Origin of the sequence: Clostridium sp. AM58-1XD (assembly GCF_003464085.1) — a bacterium.
Lineage (GTDB): Bacteria > Bacillota > Clostridia > Lachnospirales > Lachnospiraceae > Lachnoclostridium_A.
In genome coordinates this window covers 67,141-86,823 of record NZ_QSDR01000013.1, presented here as the reverse complement: position 1 = coordinate 86,823, position 19,683 = coordinate 67,141, and the positions used below count along the sequence as shown (strand labels likewise).

The 19,683-nt window shown below is 45.4% G+C and carries 18 protein-coding genes and 2 pseudogenes; 16 read left to right on the top strand and 4 right to left on the bottom strand.

Annotated elements, in window-relative coordinates:
* The first annotated feature begins 220 nt into the window (after positions 1 to 220).
* The 16 genes and pseudogenes from DXA13_RS09785 (at position 221) to DXA13_RS09715 (ending at position 17,090) form a co-directional block, all read left to right on the top strand.
* Positions 221 to 1,578, top strand: a pseudogene (locus tag DXA13_RS09785) (ABC transporter ATP-binding protein).
* A 23-nt stretch (positions 1,579 to 1,601) separates the two neighbouring features.
* Complete coding sequence (locus tag DXA13_RS21690; RefSeq protein WP_243009053.1) at positions 1,602 to 2,420, top strand: class I SAM-dependent methyltransferase; 819 nt, start codon at positions 1,602 to 1,604, stop codon at positions 2,418 to 2,420.
* A 30-nt stretch (positions 2,421 to 2,450) separates the two neighbouring features.
* The gene (locus DXA13_RS09780) at positions 2,451 to 5,597 is read left to right on the top strand and encodes a glycosyltransferase (protein ID WP_243009052.1); all 3,147 of its coding nucleotides are present in this window, start codon (positions 2,451 to 2,453) and stop codon (positions 5,595 to 5,597) included.
* A gap of 24 nt (positions 5,598 to 5,621) precedes the next feature.
* On the top strand, positions 5,622 to 6,329 hold the full coding sequence (locus DXA13_RS09775; protein WP_118243926.1) for a nucleotidyltransferase family protein: 708 nt from the start codon (positions 5,622 to 5,624) through the stop codon (positions 6,327 to 6,329).
* A 38-nt stretch (positions 6,330 to 6,367) separates the two neighbouring features.
* Positions 6,368 to 6,943, top strand: a complete 576-nt coding sequence (locus DXA13_RS09770; RefSeq protein WP_118243924.1) for an HAD family hydrolase — start codon at positions 6,368 to 6,370, stop codon at positions 6,941 to 6,943.
* A 68-nt stretch (positions 6,944 to 7,011) separates the two neighbouring features.
* Positions 7,012 to 7,647, top strand: coding sequence for an SIS domain-containing protein (locus DXA13_RS09765; protein WP_118243922.1), 636 nt, complete (start codon positions 7,012 to 7,014; stop codon positions 7,645 to 7,647).
* A gap of 1 nt (position 7,648) precedes the next feature.
* Positions 7,649 to 8,434, top strand: a complete 786-nt coding sequence (locus tag DXA13_RS09760) for a glycosyltransferase family A protein (RefSeq protein ID WP_118243920.1) — start codon at positions 7,649 to 7,651, stop codon at positions 8,432 to 8,434.
* Positions 8,418 to 9,812, top strand: coding sequence for a hypothetical protein (locus DXA13_RS09755; protein WP_243009051.1), 1,395 nt, complete (start codon positions 8,418 to 8,420; stop codon positions 9,810 to 9,812). The genes DXA13_RS09760 and DXA13_RS09755 overlap by 17 nt, the downstream gene beginning before the upstream one ends.
* 15 nt (positions 9,813 to 9,827) lie before the next feature.
* On the top strand, positions 9,828 to 10,604 hold the full coding sequence (gene rfbF / locus DXA13_RS09750; protein ID WP_118243916.1) for a glucose-1-phosphate cytidylyltransferase: 777 nt from the start codon (positions 9,828 to 9,830) through the stop codon (positions 10,602 to 10,604).
* Between the two features lie 15 nt (positions 10,605 to 10,619).
* On the top strand, positions 10,620 to 11,687 hold the full coding sequence (gene rfbG, locus DXA13_RS09745) for a CDP-glucose 4,6-dehydratase (protein WP_347559799.1): 1,068 nt from the start codon (positions 10,620 to 10,622) through the stop codon (positions 11,685 to 11,687).
* 66 nt (positions 11,688 to 11,753) lie between these two features.
* A complete protein-coding gene (gene rfbH, locus DXA13_RS09740) occupies positions 11,754 to 13,091 on the top strand; it encodes a lipopolysaccharide biosynthesis protein RfbH (protein ID WP_118243914.1) in 1,338 nt (445 codons plus the stop codon).
* 32 nt (positions 13,092 to 13,123) lie between these two features.
* The gene (locus DXA13_RS09735; protein ID WP_118243912.1) at positions 13,124 to 13,963 is read left to right on the top strand and encodes a LicD family protein; all 840 of its coding nucleotides are present in this window, start codon (positions 13,124 to 13,126) and stop codon (positions 13,961 to 13,963) included.
* Entirely contained in the window at positions 13,956 to 14,909 is a 954-nt protein-coding gene (locus tag DXA13_RS09730) for a glycosyltransferase family 2 protein (RefSeq protein WP_118243909.1), read from the top strand. Before DXA13_RS09735 ends, DXA13_RS09730 begins: the two co-directional genes overlap by 8 nt.
* 133 nt (positions 14,910 to 15,042) lie before the next feature.
* Positions 15,043 to 15,288: a helix-turn-helix transcriptional regulator gene (locus tag DXA13_RS09725; RefSeq protein ID WP_118243907.1), complete on the top strand. Its 246-nt coding sequence runs from the start codon at positions 15,043 to 15,045 to the stop codon at positions 15,286 to 15,288.
* 171 nt (positions 15,289 to 15,459) lie between these two features.
* On the top strand, positions 15,460 to 16,032 hold the full coding sequence (locus DXA13_RS09720; protein ID WP_118243905.1) for a hypothetical protein: 573 nt from the start codon (positions 15,460 to 15,462) through the stop codon (positions 16,030 to 16,032).
* An 8-nt stretch (positions 16,033 to 16,040) separates the two neighbouring features.
* A complete protein-coding gene (locus DXA13_RS09715; protein ID WP_118243903.1) occupies positions 16,041 to 17,090 on the top strand; it encodes an MBL fold metallo-hydrolase in 1,050 nt (349 codons plus the stop codon).
* Between the two features lie 173 nt (positions 17,091 to 17,263).
* On the opposite strand, the gene DXA13_RS09710 is transcribed toward DXA13_RS09715, so the two are convergent.
* The 4 genes and pseudogenes from DXA13_RS09710 to DXA13_RS09695 all read right to left on the bottom strand — a co-directional run bounded on the left by DXA13_RS09710 (position 17,264) and on the right by DXA13_RS09695 (position 19,532).
* Entirely contained in the window at positions 17,264 to 17,602 is a 339-nt protein-coding gene (locus DXA13_RS09710; protein WP_118243900.1) for a threonine/serine exporter family protein, read from the bottom strand.
* Positions 17,587 to 17,709, bottom strand: coding sequence for a threonine/serine exporter family protein (locus tag DXA13_RS20740; RefSeq protein ID WP_147348012.1), 123 nt, complete (start codon positions 17,707 to 17,709; stop codon positions 17,587 to 17,589). The genes DXA13_RS09710 and DXA13_RS20740 overlap by 16 nt, the downstream gene beginning before the upstream one ends.
* 70 nt (positions 17,710 to 17,779) lie before the next feature.
* Positions 17,780 to 18,426: pseudogene (locus DXA13_RS09705) on the bottom strand (threonine/serine exporter family protein).
* Between the two features lie 119 nt (positions 18,427 to 18,545).
* On the bottom strand, positions 18,546 to 19,532 hold the full coding sequence (locus DXA13_RS09695; RefSeq protein ID WP_118243891.1) for a zinc dependent phospholipase C family protein: 987 nt from the start codon (positions 19,530 to 19,532) through the stop codon (positions 18,546 to 18,548).
* Between the last annotated feature and the right edge of the window lie 151 nt (positions 19,533 to 19,683).

Below are 19,683 nucleotides of genomic sequence, written 5' to 3'. Positions count from 1 at the left end.
TGTAAGCCAATGAGTTTCTGTCTGTTCCAATAGTGCGAAGCACGTGACCGAGATGTAGCGAAGCGGAATCGAGGAGCATGGCGGAGTCGATCAGTGCCGGAGGCGGGACCACGGCACGCAGAAGAATGAACATGATATACCGAGCATTTTTTCGAGGTATTTACAAGATATACGATATATAATATGTAGTTTTACGTATTCAGACAAACGGAGGAACTCCATGGCGAGCGAATATGCAATTCAAGTCAAAGATGTGACTAAAATTTATAAACTTTATGATAAGCCGATCGATCGCTGAAGGAATCCCTGAGTCTTTCACACAAAATTTATCACAAGGATTTCTATGCCCTGAATGGGATATCTTTTCATGTAAAGAAGGGAGAGACGGTAGGAATCATCGGTACGAATGGCTCCGGGAAATCAACCATTCTAAAAATAATAACAGGTGTTCTGACCCCCACGGAAGGGAAGGTGGATGTAGACGGAGTGATTTCTGCGCTGCTGGAGCTTGGGGCCGGATTCAATATGGATTATACGGGAATTGAAAATATATATATGAACGGCACCATGATGGGATTTTCCAGAAAAGAGATGGACGGGAAGCTGCAGGATATTCTGGATTTTGCAGATATCGGCGATTTCGTATATCAGCCGGTAAAGACATATTCCAGCGGTATGTTTGTACGTCTGGCTTTTGCGCTGGCAATCAATGTTGATCCTGAAATTCTGATCGTAGACGAGGCTCTTTCTGTTGGAGATGTGTTTTTTCAGTCCAAATGCTATCGTCGTATGGATGAAATAAGAAAAAAAGGGACGACGATCCTGATGGTAACCCATGATATGGGAAGCATTATAAAATACTGCAACAAGGTTGTTCTTCTGAACCGGGGGGAATTTGTAGCAGAAGGGGCACCCGGCCGCATGGTGGATCTGTATAAGAAAATCCTTGCAGGACAGATGGACTCGCTGAAGGAGGATCTGGAAGAGATGAACGACTTTTCAGGCGAGGGAGCAGTTTCGGCCGAAGGGAGCCTGCTGGATAAAAAAGAATTTGAAAAAGAGCAGACGTCACACAAGGGCCTTATGAGAGATAAAATTACGGTCAATGCCAATCGGACGGAATATGGGGACGGCCGGGCAGAAATTTTCGATTTTGGACTTGCTGATGAAAGGGGCAGCCTGACGAACCTCCTTCTGAAAGGTGAAATGTTTACCATCAGGGAGCGGATCAGATTCCGGGAAGAGATACAGGCACCCATCTTTACTTATACAATCAAGGACAAAAAAGGAAGCGACTTATCCGGAACGAATACGATGTTTGAAGGAACGGATATTAAACCGGTAAAACGAGGGGATGTCTATGAAGTAATATTCAAGCAGAAAATGACGCTTCAGGGCGGTGAGTATCTTCTTTCCATGAGCTGCACCGGATTTGAAAACGGGGAACATGTGGTTTATCACCGTCTTTATGATGTGGCGAATATTACGGTCATTTCCAATAAAAATACGGTGGGCGTCTATGATATGGAATCAGAAGTAGAAACAAAGCTGATACGGGCCGGCCAGGAAGAGATATAAGATGTAATTCTTGAGGTAAAAATATGAAGAATACGGCAGCAAAATTGAATGAATTATGGGAAAGATATAAGGGAGATACAGAGACGCTCCTGTCATCAGAGAAAAATCTGGATTATTTATATGCGTTGTCAAAGACGAGAGAGAATCTGTTGGAATGGTTTCCATTTCAAAGAGGAAAAAAGGTTCTGCAGGTGGGAGCTGACTGCGGCGCATTGACAGGAGCCTTTCTTGCAAAAGGGCTGAACGTCACCGTGATAGATCCTTTAGAGGCGGAGCTTGCATTCCTGAAAAAACGATATAAAAATGACGGTAACCGTTCTAAAAACCTTGATTTTATCTGCATAAACGAAACAATGGGAAAGAATCTGTTAAATAGGGAAATGATAGACTCTTATGATTATGTGATGATAATCGGTTCTCTAAAAACGGAACAACATGAAATTCGGCTGCAGCTGGAAACGGCAAAGGAGCTTCTCTCTCCGGGAGGATTTTTGTTTGTCGCTGCAGATAACCCATCTGGTCTAAAGCATTGGGCGGGAGCGCCTAAAGAAGAAAATGCGGTTGGTAAAAAGAGGCTGGCGGAATTTTTGGAAGAGGGAGAGAAGGGGAGTTTATCTTTTTATTACCCATTTCCGGATTATAAGCTCCCTACGGAGGTCTATTCTGACAGATGGCTTCCGGAAAAGGGAGATTTGTCGGGAACGGTAATTTCCTACGACTACCCTGAATTTCTAAAGGCCGATGTAGGAACTTCTTATGATATGATTTGTGAAGAGGGCCAGTTTGCAGAATTCGCGAATTCATTTCTGGCAGTCTGGAAGAGAGACGGAGAGGACGCGTAAAAGCGGGCTCACTAAGGAGCATAAAGCAATATGGCAGAAGTTAAATTTGTAAAATACAACAGGACAAGAAAAGAAGAATTTCAGATTAAAACGGTGATTCTGGAAGAGAATGGGACCACGTATGTGGAAAAAACGGCGTTGACGGAGAGTGGGATTACACATATAAAAGCATTTCAGTGGAAATACGATATGCTCATACGGCAGCACAACTGTCTGAAGGTGGCGCGGCCGCAAATCTCTGAGGACGGATTCAGCGTCCGTTTTCCATATCTGGAGGGGAAGACCCTGGCGGAGCTTATGGGATACCAGATCAGAGGGGGCAGAGCCCCTGTGCAGAAGATCACAGAGATTGTGGATAAAATCTGTGATGTCAGGCCAGAATTGCGGAAACCATTCCATATAACCAGAGAATTCGGTAAAGTTTTCGGTGAGTTTGTCCGACTGGAAGATGAGGCGATGGCGTGCACGAATATCGATGCGCTTCTGGAAAACATTCTGGTTACGGACGACGGCTGGTATGCGATAGACTACGAATGGGTATATGATTTCCCCGTGCCTGTTCAATTTGTGAAATACAGGATACTTTTCTATTTTTTCAGAAAGTATTACAGCCTGATGAATTATTCCAGAGCAGAAGAATTCCTGCAGGAATTCGGGATATCGGAAAAGCAGGCCGGAATTTATGCAGAAATGGAAGTGCGCTTTCAGCATTTTGTACATGGAGAGAATCAGGATACCTATCTTCTGGATTACAGAAAGAATTACAGGCAGGTGGAAGAGCTGATAGGCGTAGAAGAAGAAATGAAAGAGGCTAGAGAACAGCTTTCTCATATGAAAGAACTGGAATATGAGCTGGAAAACCGGGATACGGAACTTTCCAAGCTGAAAGAGATTCAACGCCTGACTCAGAATCATGTAACAAACCTGGAAATTATAATCGGGGACCTGCGCAGGGAAAACGGAGAACTGGCAGGAACACTTTCTGTGCTAAACAGCCACATATCACTTCCATACAGGATCAGGAGAAAACTGGGAGTGATTTATAACCGCTGTTTTCCAAAAGGAACGAGAAAACGGAAAATCATGTCCTACTGTAAAAATACGCTGTGTCATCCGGCAGAATATATAAAGCTTTATACAACCGAAGAAGGACGAAACAGGATTGATGGTGATTTCAAAATCGGGGATGATTACAGAATTTACGGCAAGGTACGCCTTCCAAAAGAAGACAGCCCGCTGGTATCGATTATTATTCCGGTCTATAATCAGATTCATTACACATATGCCTGTCTCCGCTCTATTGAAGAATTCACGAAAGATGTGAGCTATGAGGTCATTATTGCAGATGATGTCTCTACGGATGCAACGAAAGAACTGTCCAGCTATGCGGACAATCTGGTTATTATGAGAAATGAGACCAACCAGGGATTTCTAAGAAACTGCAATCAGGCGGCAAAAGCCGCAAGAGGAAAGTATCTTATGTTCCTCAACAACGATACTCAGGTTACGAAAGGCTGGCTTTCCTCTCTGGTGCGGCTGATTGAATCCGATCCTGCGATTGGAATGGTTGGATCAAAACTCGTATATCCTGACGGCCGCCTGCAGGAAGCCGGAGGAATTATATGGAGCGACGGTTCCGGATGGAATTACGGCCGCTTGGACGATCCCGGCAAGCCGGAATATAATTACGTGAAAGATGTAGACTATATCTCGGGGGCAGCGATCCTTTTGCCAAATGATCTGTGGAAGCAGATCGGCGGTTTCGACGAACTGTTTGCGCCTGCATACTGTGAGGATTCCGATCTGGCTTTTTCGGTCAGAAGAGCAGGATACCGCGTTGTCTATCAGCCAATGTCAAAGGTCATCCATTTTGAAGGCGTGTCCAACGGGACAGATGTAAATGGAACAGGTCTGAAACGGTATCAGGTAGAGAACAGCCGGAAACTGAAAGAAAAGTGGGCAGATGAGTTCAGCAAGCAGTGCGTAAATGACGGCAATCCCAACCCGCTGCGAGCGAGAGAGCGTAGTATGGGAAAGGAAATCATCCTTGTCGTGGATCACTATGTGCCTACCTTTGATAAAGATGCAGGGTCCAAAACGACATATCAATACTTAAAGATGTTTGTGAAAAAAGGCTTTGTCGTTAAATTCCTGGGTGACAACTTCCTTCACGAGGAACCATATTCTACAGAGCTGGAACAGATGGGAATAGAGATTCTCTACGGACCGGAATTCCAGTCGAAGATATGGGACTGGCTGAAGGAAAACGGCAATGAGATATCATTTGCATACCTCAACCGGCCTCACATAGCCAGCAAATATATTGATTTTATTAAGAAATATACGGATATTAAGGTTATTTACTACGGCCATGACCTGCATTTTCTCAGAGAGGGAAGGGAATATGCTCTGACAGGCAACGAAGAAAACAAAAAGGCTTCTGATTATTGGAGATCTGTAGAGCTTTCCCTGATGAAGAAAGCGGACATGTCATATTATCCGTCCTATATTGAAAAGGAAGCTGTCCACGATATTGATTCCAGAATCCGTGTGAAGGACATTACGGCATATGTTTATGAGGAATATCTGGAAAATATTGAGGAGGACTTTGAAAAAAGGGAAGGACTCCTGTTTGTCGGAGGATTCGCCCATCCGCCGAATGCCGATGGAGTGCTCTGGTTTGCGAGGGAGATTTATCCGCTGATCAGAGAAATGGCAAAGATTCCGTTTTATATTGTGGGATCCAAGGTGACGGATGAGATCAGAGCGCTGGAACAGCCTGAGAACGGCATTGTCGTGAAGGGATTTGTAACAGAGGAAGAGCTGGAACGCCTCTATGCAACGTGCCGGATCGTGGTGGTTCCTTTGAGATACGGGGCAGGAATCAAGGGGAAAGTAGTAGAAGCGATATACAATGGAACGCCCATTGTCACTACATCGGTAGGCGCAGAAGGGATGAAGGAGATTGACGATGTCATGATTGTAAAGGACGATCCCAATGAATTTGCGGAGGCTGTAACCGCACTATATCAGGAGGCAGACAGATGCCGCAGAATGTGCAGAGCGTCCCAGGAATATATCAGGAAGTATTTCAGCGTTGACGGAGCATGGGAAAGAATTGCCGGTGACTTCACGCGGAAGGACAGGCAGCAGGAAGAGAAATATACAGAACGATAAAAGCGGTTGAAAGGAGTCCGTTCTATGCAGGCAATCTTACTGGCCGGAGGGCTGGGCACAAGGCTTCAAAGTGTAGTAAACGACAGGCCGAAACCAATGGCCTTGATTGAGGGCAGACCATTTATGGAATACGTGGTCCATGAGCTTTCACGCCATGGTATCAGGGATATTATTTTTGCAGTCGGATATAAGGGGTCCATGGTAGAAGAGTATTTTGGCGACGGATCATGTTTTGGTATCAGGGCTTCTTATGCATATGAGGAAGCGCTTCTCGGTACGGCAGGCGCAATACGGAATGCCGCCGGATTTGTGACAGATGACAGGGTATTTGTACTGAATGCAGATACGTTCTATCAAATTGATTACAACAGGCTTTTGTCGTTAATGGATGAGAACAATCTGGATATGACTCTTGTCCTAAGAGAGGTTTTGGATGTTTCGAGGTATGGACAGGCGGTCCTTGAAAATTCCATGCTCACAGGCTTTAACGAAAAAAATCAGAAGGCGGAGCCGGGAACGATAAACGGCGGCATTTATCTGATTAAGAAGGCCCTGATCGATGAGATACCCGAAGGAAAGGTGTCACTGGAAAACGAGATGATTCCGAAATGGATGGAAGAAAAGAAAAGACTGGGAGGATTCGTCAATGACGGATACTTTATTGATATTGGAATCCCGGATGACTATTTCCGCTTTATGGATGATGTAAAAAATAGCGTTGTTATCTGGTAATAAGGTGAAAACAGACAGATGAAGAAAGAGAAACTGCAATGGAAAAGGTTGTGTTTATGGACAGGGACGGCACGGTGAACCGGGAAGTCCACTACCTCCATCGTCCGGAGGATCTGGTGTTATTTCCGGATGTACCGGAGGGAATCCGCAGGCTGAATGAGCATGGATTCCGTGTGGTAATTGTGACAAATCAGGCAGGCGTTGCCAGAGGATATTACAAAGAAGAGGATGTGAAGAACCTTCACGAATATCTGAATGAGGAACTGAAAAGGCATGGGGGCCATGTAGACCGTTTTTTCTACTGCCCCCATCACCCGCAGAATGGAATCGGAACATATAAACAGGATTGTGAATGCAGAAAGCCGAAAACAGGAATGTTTCGGATGGCAGAAGCATTTTACGATATAGACAAGGCTCATTCCTATATGATCGGAGACAAGCTGATCGATACGGAGGCCGGAAGAAACTATGGAATCCGCAGCATTCTGATAGGCACCGGATATGGAGAAGAATTTTACAATAAGGTCCTGTCCGGCGATGAGAAAAGGAACTATGACTATTACGGTAAGCATTTTAAAGAAGCAGTTGATTGGATTCTGGAACAGGAACAATAGACAACTGTTCAGACGGCAGGAAAATTGGTGCCTGAACGTTTGCAAAAAGAGTGAATACGGAGGAAAATATGCAGCCAAGAGAATTTCTGGATGAACTGATTGAGCGTTACCCGGTGCTGGAACCGGTAAAGGAAGATATTTGGAACGTCTACAAACTGATGGAAGAGTGCTATGCCGGCGGAGGAAAGGTGCTGATCGCCGGAAATGGCGGAAGCAGTGCAGACGCGGAACATATCGTAGGCGAGCTGATGAAGGGATTTAAAAAAACCAGGTCGGTGACGGAAGACTTCGCAGAAAGGCTTAGAAAAGCGGACGGCGAGCGTGCGGAAGAATTGATTCAGAAACTTCAGGGCGGTCTTCCGGCTATTTCTCTATCCAGCCATCCTGCCCTTTGCACGGCATATTTAAATGATGTAGACGGCAATCTGATTACGGCACAGCAGGTATACGGATATGGGAAAGAGGGAGACGTTCTGTTGGGAATCTCCACGTCCGGCAATGCAAAAAACGTGATGTACGCCGTTGCGGTTGCAAAGGCAAAGGGAATGAAAGTGGCTGCATTGACGGGAAATAACGGCGGAAAGCTGGGAAAAGCAGCAGATGTGGCTGTAATTGTACCGGAGCCGGAGACTTATCGGATTCAGGAATTCCACCTTCCGATTTACCATGCCCTTTGTCTTATGCTGGAAGAAAGGTTTTTCTAAAATGAAGAAGCATACATTTGCAATCTGCGCTTACGGAGATTCTCCATATCTGGAAAACTGTATGAAATCACTGGCCGCACAGAGTGTTAAAAGCAGTATTATTTTATGCACGTCTACTCCCAGCCTCTATATTGAAGAGCTGGCATGGAAATATGGAATACCAGTTTATGTGAGAGAGGGAGAGAGCGACATCCAGGAGGACTGGAATTTCGCATACGAAAAGGCGGACAGCGAGCTCGTTACGATCGCCCATCAGGACGACATGTATCACAGGGATTACGTAAAAATCCTGCTGAACATGTATGAGCGTTACCACGATATGACGCTGTTTACGACAGATTATGTAACGGTGAAGGAGCGGATACTGAAGCGGAGAAAAGGTCTTGTGGAATGGGTGAAGGTTATACTCCGGTTTCCCCTCAGATATCAGAACTGGAACGACAGAACAGCTCTTAAGAAAGCCGCTCTTGTATTTGGAAATTCCATCTGCTGTTCTTCCTGCACTTACAATAAGCGAAAGCTGGGAACACCTTTGTTTACATCCGAATTCCGGTATGTGCTGGATTGGGATACCCTGTGGAAACTTGCAGAACGGAAAGGCAGGTTTGTCTGTGTGGAAAGGCCCCTGATTTATTATCGTGTACATGATGGGGCTACGACGAAGAAATGGATTGGTGACAACAGACGGAGTGAAGAAGAGTTGGCTATGTTTGGAAGATTCTGGCCACAGCCAGCAGTCCGTTTGCTGGAGTATTTTTATAAGAAAGCGTATGGAGCCTATGACTGAAACGAGAAAGCAGATAGAAAAACAATGGTTTTATTATGCCGTGCCGCTTTTAGGGACGCTTTTTGTACTATGGTACATAAAATCTGCATCCTGGGACATGGCATATTCTGATTATATGAGGCAGATTCTTTCTTATCTGCCGGATGTCTGGAATCCGGAAAAATTTTTTGTGGCGGACATTCTCACCAGAATTCCCATCAATTTTCCGGTCAGAGCTTTTAATGTAAGCGTCCTTGGATTTTCCGTAACCTTTGATCTCATGCTTGGGGGGCTGGGACTTGGCCTGGCAGCGCTTGTAATGGGGATTTATGCGGGGAAACGAAAATTGGGAACGGTATGGTTTTTCATTTTCATGCTCCTGTTTTTCAGCCTGAATAAATGGGAAATGCTGACAAATGGTACAGGATGGGTCCATTTCTTTGCATTTGCATGTTTTTATTATCACTACATGGTATTTGACAGGACAGAGAGCGGAGAAGGAAAAAAAGGAGATGAAATCAGGCTTCTGATCCTTCCGTTTTTAATTACCCTGTGTGTAGCAGGGCCATACTGTGCCGTATATACCGGTGTCATGCTTCTGGCTTATGGGTTTGCAGCAGGCAGGAAAAAGGCAGCAGAAGGCAGATGGGATAAAAAGTATCTGCGATGGTCGGTTTGTCTAATCATTCCCCTGTTTCTATATATGTGGAGTAATTCCTATGCGGTGTCTGAACATGCGGGAGCTTATGAAGGCCCGATGCTGCCTGTTCTTATGGAACAGCCGATGCTGTTCGTAAAGTTTTTTATTAAATCGTTTGCAGGAATGGTATTTGGACAGGAAGCGTTTGAAGAACTTGTAAATAAGGGCGTATTTCCATATGCATTTGTTTATATTCTCGGACTGGCTGTGATCGGAGCTTATCTGGCGGCGCTGTATCTGAATTTCCGGTACAGACTTTATGAAAAGACAATGCTGCCGCTGATCCTGATTATAAGCGGCGGGATGAACCATGTATTGATACTGCTGTCCAGATGGATTTTTCTCCGGGACAGCTATGGGATGAGTTCCAGATATGCTCTTCAGTTTCAGGTAGGGATACTGGGGATTGTATTGACGGCAGGACTTCTTTGGAATAGTATAAAAGGAAAAGCCGTCAAAATTCTGGCTGTTTTATGGTGCGTGCTCCTGCTTGCGGGAAATGCCTATACCACATACCGGGAAATTAAAATAGCTCCGAACCGGAAGGAATGGGGGCAGACCGTGGCAGAAATGGCGCTGCATTATGAAGATTTTGACGACGATGAACTGAAAACAAAATTTCAGTATAAGAGTGCAGAGAAAATCAGACAGGCTCTTTCCATATTGAAGGAAAACCATCTGAATATATACAGGGAATAAGAAGGAGAGCAAAAAATGAAAGTTGTAATTCTTGCAGGCGGTTTTGGAACGAGAATCAGCGAAGAGAGCCATTTAAAACCAAAACCAATGATCGAAATCGGTGAAAAGCCGATCCTGTGGCATATCATGAAATACTATTCTGAGTTCGGATTCCATGATTTTGTGATCTGTCTGGGATATAAACAGTATGTGGTCAAAGAGTTTTTTGCTGATTACTTTCTCCATACATCAGATGTGACCTTCGACCTGGCGAACAACCGCATGGAGGTTCACAACAATTATTCAGAGCCATGGAAGGTAACGCTGGTTGATACGGGGCTTAATACCATGACGGGAGGACGTATTAAGAGGATACGGCCGTATGTCGGCGACGAACCGTTTATGATGACATACGGGGACGGCGTATCGGATGTGGATTTAAAGGCATTGAAGGAGTTCCATGAAAGCCAGGGAAAAATCGCAACGATTACTACCGTTAATGTAGGCCAGCTGAAAGGTGTGCTGGAAATCAGCGCTGATAATACGGTGACGTCTTTCCGGGAAAAAGAAGAGGGCGATGGAAGCCTGATTAATGGAGGCTTTATGGTATTAAATCCGGAAATATTCGATTATCTGGACGGGGATAATACTATTTTTGAACAGGGACCAATGCAGCGTCTGGCAGCAGAAGGCCAGCTGAAATCCTTCTATCATAAGGGATTCTGGCAGTGTATGGACACGCAGAGAGAGATGAATAAACTGGAGGAGTTGTGGCAGTCCGGCAAAGCTCCGTGGAAGATATGGGATAATTAAAAAGGAGCAGAGATTATGAATATCAATATGCAGCAGCTGAACGAATTCTATAACGGGAAAAAGGTGCTTGTGACAGGCCATACCGGTTTTAAGGGATCCTGGCTCTCCAGAGTTCTGGTTCTGGCGGGTGCAGAAGTTACCGGGTATGCGCTGAAGCCGCCTACAGAACCAAGCCTTTTTGCCGCCGCAGGTCTGGAAGATACGATGAACAGTATAACAGGAGACGTCCGCGATCTTACTCATTTAAAGCAGGTGTTTGACCAGATCCGGCCGGAAATCGTTTTCCATCTGGCAGCACAGCCGATTGTAAGAGATTCTTATAAGGAGCCTGTTTACACATATGAAACGAATGTGATGGGGACTGTTCATATTCTGGAATGTGTGAGAAACAGCAGTTCTGTGAAATCGTTTCTGAATGTCACAACGGATAAGGTGTATGAAAACAGGGAATGGGAATACGGGTATCGGGAATGCGATCCTTTGGATGGATACGATCCTTATTCCAATAGCAAGTCCTGCTCAGAGCTGGTGACACACAGCTATCAGAAGTCGTTTTTTGAGGATGGGCACTGTAGAATTTCCACTGCGCGGGCGGGAAATGTGATCGGCGGAGGCGACTTCGCCAACGACAGAATTATTCCGGACTGTATCAGGGCAGCGGCGGCTGGAAAGGATATAGTCGTGCGCAACCCATATTCGACCAGGCCGTTTCAGCATGTGCTGGAGCCGCTGGCTGTATATCTTACTATCGCCATGAGGCAGTATGAGGATAAAACGTACGAAGGCTGCTATAATGTGGGGCCGGATGATTGTGACTGCGTAACGACAGGAGAGTTGACAGACATGTTCTGCAATTCATGGGGGAGCGGCCTTACATGGATCAACAAGCATGACGGAGGCCCACACGAAGCGAATTTTCTGAAGCTGGATTGTTCCAGGGTAAAAACTGTATTTGGATGGAAACCGAAATACCATGTTGAAGAAGCTGTTGAGAAAACTGTGGAGTGGTCAAAATCTTATCTGGATGGGGAAGATATGCTGGCTGTTACGGACCGGCAGATCATGGAGTTTTTCGCTGGGTAAAAATTTCCCCATATAGGGAAATTGACTCAATAAAATCAGACCCGTTGGGCAGGAAAGGAAAGAAGTATGTTCGAGAATCAGACAGAAAAGGAAGCAAGGCAGGAGATATTAGATATGGTATCGTCATACTGCCAGAAATACCATAACCAGAAGAAGAAATTCCAGGCAGGAGACAGAATTTCTTATGCCTCACGTGTCTATGACCAGGAAGAGATGGTAAATCTGGTGGACAGCTCTCTGGAGTTCTGGCTTACATCAGGAAGATATACGGATGAATTCGAAAAAGAGCTGGCAGAATATCTGGGTGTGAAATACTGTTCACTTGTGAACTCAGGTTCATCTGCAAATCTTGTGGCTTTTATGACGCTTACGTCTCCTTTGCTCGGAGAGCGCAGAATTAAGAGGGGGGACGAGGTCATTACAGTTGCGGCCGGATTTCCAACGACGGTAACGCCAATGATTCAATACGGGGCCGTCCCTGTATTTGTAGATGTGACGATCCCTCAGTATAACATCGATGTGACGAAGCTGGAGGAAGCTTATTCTGACAGGACGAAGGCAGTTATGATTGCCCACACCCTTGGGAATCCCTTTGATCTGAAGGCGGTTAAGGAGTTCTGCGGACGCCATGATCTGTGGCTGGTGGAGGATAACTGCGACGCTCTCGGAAGTCGGTATACGATAGACGGAACAACAAAATTTACAGGTACGGTCGGAGATATCGGTACTTCCAGCTTTTATCCGCCGCATCATATGACGATGGGAGAAGGAGGAGCTGTTTATACGGATAATCCGCTGCTCAACAAGATCGCCCGTTCGTTCCGGGACTGGGGCAGAGACTGTGTATGTCCGTCAGGCCGCGATAATCTGTGCGGTCATCGTTTTGACAGACAATATGGAGAGCTTCCGCTGGGATATGATCATAAATACGTTTATTCTCATTTTGGATATAACCTGAAGGCAACGGATATGCAGGCAGCTGTCGGATGTGCACAGCTGAAGAAATTCCCTGGCTTTGTGGAGAGAAGAAAGCATAATTTTGCCCGTCTGAAAGAGGGACTTAAGGGAACGGAAGAAAGGCTTATTCTTCCGGAGCCGTGCAGAGATTCCGATCCCAGCTGGTTTGGATTTCTGATTACGTGCAAAGAGGGAACGGACAGAAACCATGTTGTGCAGTTTGTGGAAGAAAGAGGCATCCAGACGAGGATGCTGTTTGCTGGTAATCTGACAAAACATCCGTGCTTTGACGAAATGAGAAGGAGCGGGGAGGGCTACCGCATCAGCGGGACGCTGGAGAATACGGACAGAATCATGAAGGACACGTTCTGGGTTGGCGTATACCCAGGAATGACGGACGAGATGATAGACCATATGGCAAAAACAATTAGGGAAGCTGTTCTGTAACAATTCGGAGCTTTCTGGAAGGGAGGCCGGAAATGGAAGGCTACGGGTTAGACAAAGTTCACGAAGCAAATTTGAAAGTCATGGATGAAGTGGACAGAATCTGCAGAAAATATAAAATTAAATATCTGATGGACGCCGGTACACTTTTAGGTGCGGTGCGCCATAAGGGATTCATTCCATGGGATGATGACATCGATATTGCTTTTACAAGGGATAATTACAGGGCATTTATGAAGGTAGCGGAGAGAGAACTGCCTCCGTCCATGAAGCTTCTCGATTACCGTACATTTCACGGGGGAAAGGGCTTTTACGACTTCACCCCCAGGATTCTCTATCTGCCGAGTAAAAAACATGAAGACGGGGCGGAAATGGACTTTTATGACGGGAGCCTGAACCATCTGTGGGTGGACGTATTTATCCTGGATGAACTGCCGGACAGGAAAGGAACTGCCTGTGCCGTCCGTTTTCTTCACAAAGTGCTGTATGGACTGGCTATGGGACACCGATATCACGTCGATTATTCGAAATATGGATGGAAGGAACGGATTATGATTGGCAGTCTGGCGGCTGTCGGCAAAATAACGCCACTCCCAGCCGTATTTTTTCTTCAGGAACGGCTGGCAGTCCGGTTCAACGGAAAGAAGAACCTGTGTTATTACTACAGCAATTATCAGCCGGATTATTTGTACGTAACAGTAGGCCGGTCATGGTGCAGAGAAATATCAGAACTGGAATTTGAGGGAAGGAACTACATGGCGCCGGCAAATCCGGATGGAGTGCTTAAGGCGATTTATGGGGACTATTGGAAACTGCCTCCAGAAGAGAAGAGAGTTCCGTCTCATTCCAGTATGGAGATTCAAATCTATGAGTAGGACAGTGTCGGTGGTAGTGTCCGTATATAATGAAGAACAGGCGCTGCCGGAATTTTACAGAGAGTCGGTCCGCGTGCTTTCCCAACTAAACAATCATGGCAGCGCGTGGGATTATGAGCTTTTGTTTGTCAATGATGGAAGCAGAGACAAGAGCCTTGATATACTGGAGGAACTGGCGAAGCAGGACAGCCGCGTGAAAGTAGTATCCTTTTCAAGGAACTTTGGTCATGAAGCAGCCATGATTGCAGGACTTGATTACAGCAGCGGCGAAGCGGTAATATGCATGGATTCCGACCTGCAGCATCCGCCGGAATGCATACCGGAGATTCTGAAAAAAATGGATGAAGGGTATGAAGTTATAAATATGGTGAGAACGAAAAACCGTTCTGCCGGAATTCTGAAAAACGTGACATCCTCTGGATTTTACTGGTTTATCAATGCCGTATCGGATGTAAAATTCGAAGCGAACGCCTCTGATTTTTTTGCTGTGAGCAGGAGGGTAACGGAGATACTCAAAAAGAGCTATAGAGAAAAGGTACGCTTTTTGAGAGGATACGTACAGAATCTGGGGTTTCGTAAGGTCAATCTGGAATATGAGGCCAGGGAGAGGGTAGCAGGTAAAAGTAAATATAGTTTAAAAAAATTATTTCAATTTGCAGTGAATACAATTCTCTGCTTTTCCAACATGCCGCTGAAGCTTGGCATTTATGCCGGACTGTGTTCCGGAGGACTTGGGCTGGTGGTTATGTTCTATACGGTATATACCTGGACGAAAATCGGAGCGCCCCCTGGGTATGCGACCATCGTTGTCCTGATTTGTTTTATGTTCTCCGTCCTTTTCTTTTTAGTGGGCATTATTGGAGAATATATCGCGATCCTTTTTAACGAGCTGAAAGACAGACCGGTTTACATCGTAGAAAAGCTAGAGAATATACAAGAATCTTAAGGGACTGCCTGATCCAACAGATAAAATGGATAATATCCAGTTTATGGTAATGTGATTTGTATTGATATGACGATATATCGACCTGATTTGTCTCCTTTTTCTACTAAACTATAGGTAGAAGGAGAGGATAGACTTGAACGTAAGAGAAGCAACTTGTAAGCGGATCAGGGAATTATGCACGCAGAAGCGCATAACAGAGTATATGCTGATTTATAAATCAGGAATACCGCCATCCACATTTAAAAGTATTATGAACGGACAGAGCAAGAATCCTGGAATTACCAATATTAAACGTATAGCAGACGGGTTTGGCGTATCTATCCGCGAATTTTATGATTCAGATATGTTTGATGATTTGGAACAGGAAGACGAAGATTAATTTGTATATGTAAAAACCGCTTTTGGAGCACAGAATTTATTCCAGGGCGGTTTTTACTTTTCTGGAAAAAATGACAAAATGTGAAGATTTTATGACATTTTCTTAAAACCCCTATAAAAATCTTCGGACTTCCTATATAATACAAAGGGTCAATACAAGGAGGAAAGATAAATGAAATTAAAAAAGATAATAATGATTTTAGGATGTGCAGCAATGCTGTGCGCATGTACAAAGAGCAATATTGTAACACCGGAGGGAACGGCTGCTCCTGATATGTCCATCAAAAAAGATGTGAAGATTGACTGGCAGCAGGTAAAGGATGATCTGAATGAAGATTACGTAGACAATATTGATTATCCGTACAGCGTGGAGATCGACGTGAATGCCGACGACGACAGCGCTTACATCATGGTGACGGTAAAGGACGATACGACGCAGGAACAGGCTCTCGAGTTCGCTACTCAGCTGATCAGTGCATGCAATGACGCGGTGACAGACCAGGATCATAAGTTCGCTATGTCGGAAGAGGGCTATTACGGCGGTTATGCCGAAACACATAACATCTGGATTCAGGTGATGCCGGAGAGCACGAAAGAGGATGAGAGCACCTGGCTTGTCGATGATGTCATCATAGCAGGCGACCAGGACGAGGTAAGCCCTGACGGATGGCTGAGCAAAATGGATACGGCAACGATCGAAAAGCCAACTCAGTCCGGTGAAGCAGAGCCAACTAAGGCGCAGTAGGTGAAGGGATGAAGAATTGGCGCAGATGGGCGCTGAATGGGATATTATGTGTAATGGGGCTGACCATGCTTGCCAGAGTTGCAGGATTCCAGAAACAGAATGAAAGGCCTTCTGAACTTCAGGGGGAAACTGACGGACTCATGGTCATGAAGGGCAGCACAGGGGTCATTCAGAGTGTTGGAGAACTCCTTGGAACCAATGAAGGGGAACAGGGCGCCGCAGAAGAGAGTGAAAAGATTCTTGGCGGTGCAAATCTCACACTTCTGGCAAACGAACAGGGCAGCCAGATGCTTTCTGCTGTGATACAGACAAAAGAAGGCGGCCTGATTGTCATAGACGGAGGAACTCCTGATGATGCCGATCATCTGACTGATGTTCTGGCTGCAAAAGGTGGCCATGTAAAGGCGTGGCTGATTACCCACCCGCACATTGACCACATCGGAGCGCTGAATACGATTTTGAGCAGGGAAGAGAAAAGAATTACGATTGATAATATCTATTATTCCTTTGCACCGGTAACACATTATGAGAAAGATTCTACGGCTTCAGATATCGCGGTTGTCAAAAACTTCATCTACAATCTGGAAACAAAGGTCCCGGAGGAGAAGCGCAATAATAAAATAACCAAGGGAACAGAAATCCAGGTAGACGATGTAACGATAACTGTTTTAAATAGGGCATACCAGTTGCCGACGGATTCCATTAACAACAGTTCTGTCTGCTATATGATCAATGTAAACGGCGTATATATTGATTTCCTGGGAGATATGGGACGAGAAGGCGGAGAACAGCTGATTAAAAGCTGGGATACGACTAAGCTGAAATGCGATATCCTGCAGATGGCCCATCACGGACAGAACGGTGTGACAGAGCAGGTATATCAAGTATTTCGCCCGAAAATCTGCCTTTGGCCGACGCCACAGTGGCTGTGGGACAATGACGGAGGATATGGGCCTGGAACAGGAAAATATAAAACCGAAGAGACGAAAAAGTGGATGATGGACCTGGGAGTTACAAAGCATTACTGTACAAAAGACGGGGATCAGGTAATCGAGTAAAAAGGAGTGCTGCGGCACTCCTTTTTACTTGGACTCACCTTTATGGCTTCGTTTTTTTTCATTCTGCTCATTCTTACTTAGCTGCTGTTTATCAGTATTCATAATAACGTTCCTTTCGTTTATTCTGGCAGAGACTTTGATATAGCAGCATGATACTATGAACTACGAAATTTCTAATCCCTTTCGCTGCCGTTCATTTCTCCGACACGTCTTATGATCTGAAAGATCGTATCTGTAACGAAGATGGCCACAGCGATCATGCTGGCCATCTGCAGGGTGTATAGAAAATAATAGCCGGACATGCTGCTGTCTTCCAGGAGCAGATAATAGACAATCCTGTACATTCCGACCCCCGGTACGAGAGGGAGAATGCCTGGTACCAGAAAAATCGTGACAGGTGCCTTAAATATACGTGCAAAAATCTGAGATAAGAGAGAAACGAGAAATGCGGCTGTGAACATGGCGAACATTTCATTGAACCCTGTTTCCATAATCTTCAGGTAAAGAACCACCCCAGCGCGCCTACGAGGCTGGAACAGGTCAGATACTTTTTAGGTACGCAGAAAATGATACTGAGAGTGATTACGGCCATAAATGAACCAACCAGATGCAGAATCATAAAAGGCCTCCTAAAATAATATTTCCTAAAGCGAGCCCGGCGCCGATTCCGAGAGCCAGAGAAGCAGCTGTTACAAAGCTTCTACAATCCTGGCGCTTCCAGACATGTAGTCGCCTGCCAACGTATCACGGATGCCGTTTGTCATGGCCAGACCGGGTAGCATCGCCATAATGGAGCCGGCAATCAGAGGTTCCAGCTTCAGAGAAGGGATGAGCAGCTGCTGAAATGCAATGCTGGTAAATGCCATAAAAAAAGAAGCTACCATATTGAATACGAAGCCGCTGACCCGTAATTTGCGGTTGATCAGGCGGCTGATGATGAAATAGATGCTGTTGATTCCGGAAATAAAGCAGTCCAGTGCATTGCCTCCAAGAATCAGCGTGAAACTTACTGCTGTTAAGCAGATGGAAAGAAAGGTGAGCCAGTCGGGATAGCGGACCGGCTCCATATCGGTCAGCTGGCGGAAGGTTTCCTCTAAAGAAAGATTGCCCTGGCAATAATCTCGTGATATGGCATTCACTTTGGCAATATTGCAAGGTTTGTCTGTTTTTCACCGACACGGCGCGTCAGGCTGATGGTGCCGTATCGGCGGTCTTCCAGAGTGATGATAATTCCGGTAGTGACGACAAAGGCATCGGAATGCTCGAAATATGATGTCTGGAGAATCCGCTTAATCGTATCCTCTACCCGGTTCGTTTCAGCTCCGGCTACCAGCATAATCTGACCGGCCAGGACAGCGGAATCGGCGATCAGATGATAATCCACCGGCCCGTCGGCCGCTTGATTGAGATATGCATCCATAGGTGCCTCCTTGAATAGCATTCAGGTAATAACGGTTATGACCGGTCGTCTACAGGCAGACCGCTGTGATAAGAGTAATTTCCCAGTTCCGCCAGAAGCAGATGGAAATCCTGCTCCTCAATCGGAATATCACTGGTGAGAATCGTATTCAGATGATAATATACGGTTCGGCATTTTCCGAGGGACTGGTGAAAGAGGTCCGGGAATGATGCGGTTGAGGCCAGGCTTTTTTTCCAGGGATTACACCATATTTCATGGTCTAAGTTCAGGCATTTACGGGGATTGGAAACTCCGTCAGTAACAATTTTCGTAGATGCCACCGGATTCTTAAGAAAAATAGATTCCACAAACTCGATGCTGTTCTTTTTACGGCCAGATTTATCCGCCAAAGTGCGGCAGCCGAACCGGAGGGCAAGAATTGACCGGTAAACCATTTGCGGCGTGACCTGAAAATTGTTTTTATAGCTGATCGGATAATATGTTTCGTTGATACAGGTAGAAAGAAATCTGGAGACGAACTGCATTTCCAGTCCATTCAGACAGATGGTTGCGGCCTGGTTGAATTCGGACGGTTTTTTCTTTTTATATTTCTGTAGCAAAATGGCATCGATATCATTTTCAAGAGCCGCATGCAGACCATGATGATAAGTAGACGGATTGTTGATATCATAATTGATCCTGCCGTAGACATATGGATGGCAGATGGAGTCGCCGATATAATGGCAGAGCCAGCCAGCCAGAAGAGCCATCGCCTGTTCGCGCTGCTGTTTGTAAGGAAGGCGCGACAGGTTGGTAAGACAGCACTGGAAAAAGTCGTCTACGTGATGCTCATGCATATAGGAGCCGACATTCCTGTAATCGCGGTGCCGCAGGATGGGAATATTATAAAAGAACATATCCGGTCCCTGAAGGCCCAGCTGATACAGCCAGCGATGCTTGGCAATTATATACTTCAGCTGAAGATTTGGAAGATCGTTGTATGCTTTCATTCCTAAAATATAGTGTGTTGTAAATCCTGGCATAAAAACCCCTCTTTTCCAACAAAAATTTTCATTTTTTCTTTTCATAATAACAATGGTTGAGGTCAAACTGATCTGACTTTGTCTGGCCGGCTGCTTATGTGTATATTTTATCATAAGTTCACATAGAATGCGACAGGAAAAGAATTGGAAG

Bases quoted from the DNA above. Each gene is read 5' to 3' on its own strand.
- DXA13_RS21690 (WP_243009053.1), top strand. From the start codon at position 1,602: ATGAAGAATACGGCAGCAAAATTGAATGAATTATGGGAAAGATATAAG.
- DXA13_RS09780 (WP_243009052.1), top strand. From the start codon at position 2,451: ATGGCAGAAGTTAAATTTGTAAAATACAACAGGACAAGAAAAGAAGAA.
- DXA13_RS09775 (WP_118243926.1), top strand. From the start codon at position 5,622: ATGCAGGCAATCTTACTGGCCGGAGGGCTGGGCACAAGGCTTCAAAGT.
- DXA13_RS09770 (WP_118243924.1), top strand. From the start codon at position 6,368: ATGGAAAAGGTTGTGTTTATGGACAGGGACGGCACGGTGAACCGGGAA.
- DXA13_RS09765 (WP_118243922.1), top strand. From the start codon at position 7,012: ATGCAGCCAAGAGAATTTCTGGATGAACTGATTGAGCGTTACCCGGTG.
- DXA13_RS09760 (WP_118243920.1), top strand. From the start codon at position 7,649: ATGAAGAAGCATACATTTGCAATCTGCGCTTACGGAGATTCTCCATAT.
- DXA13_RS09755 (WP_243009051.1), top strand. From the start codon at position 8,418: ATGGAGCCTATGACTGAAACGAGAAAGCAGATAGAAAAACAATGGTTT.
- rfbF (WP_118243916.1), top strand. From the start codon at position 9,828: ATGAAAGTTGTAATTCTTGCAGGCGGTTTTGGAACGAGAATCAGCGAA.
- rfbG (WP_347559799.1), top strand. From the start codon at position 10,620: ATGAATATCAATATGCAGCAGCTGAACGAATTCTATAACGGGAAAAAG.
- rfbH (WP_118243914.1), top strand. From the start codon at position 11,754: ATGTTCGAGAATCAGACAGAAAAGGAAGCAAGGCAGGAGATATTAGAT.
- DXA13_RS09735 (WP_118243912.1), top strand. From the start codon at position 13,124: ATGGAAGGCTACGGGTTAGACAAAGTTCACGAAGCAAATTTGAAAGTC.
- DXA13_RS09730 (WP_118243909.1), top strand. From the start codon at position 13,956: ATGAGTAGGACAGTGTCGGTGGTAGTGTCCGTATATAATGAAGAACAG.
- DXA13_RS09720 (WP_118243905.1), top strand. From the start codon at position 15,460: ATGAAATTAAAAAAGATAATAATGATTTTAGGATGTGCAGCAATGCTG.
- DXA13_RS09715 (WP_118243903.1), top strand. From the start codon at position 16,041: ATGAAGAATTGGCGCAGATGGGCGCTGAATGGGATATTATGTGTAATG.
- DXA13_RS20740 (WP_147348012.1), bottom strand. From the start codon at position 17,709: ATGATTCTGCATCTGGTTGGTTCATTTATGGCCGTAATCACTCTCAGT.
- DXA13_RS09695 (WP_118243891.1), bottom strand. From the start codon at position 19,532: ATGCCAGGATTTACAACACACTATATTTTAGGAATGAAAGCATACAAC.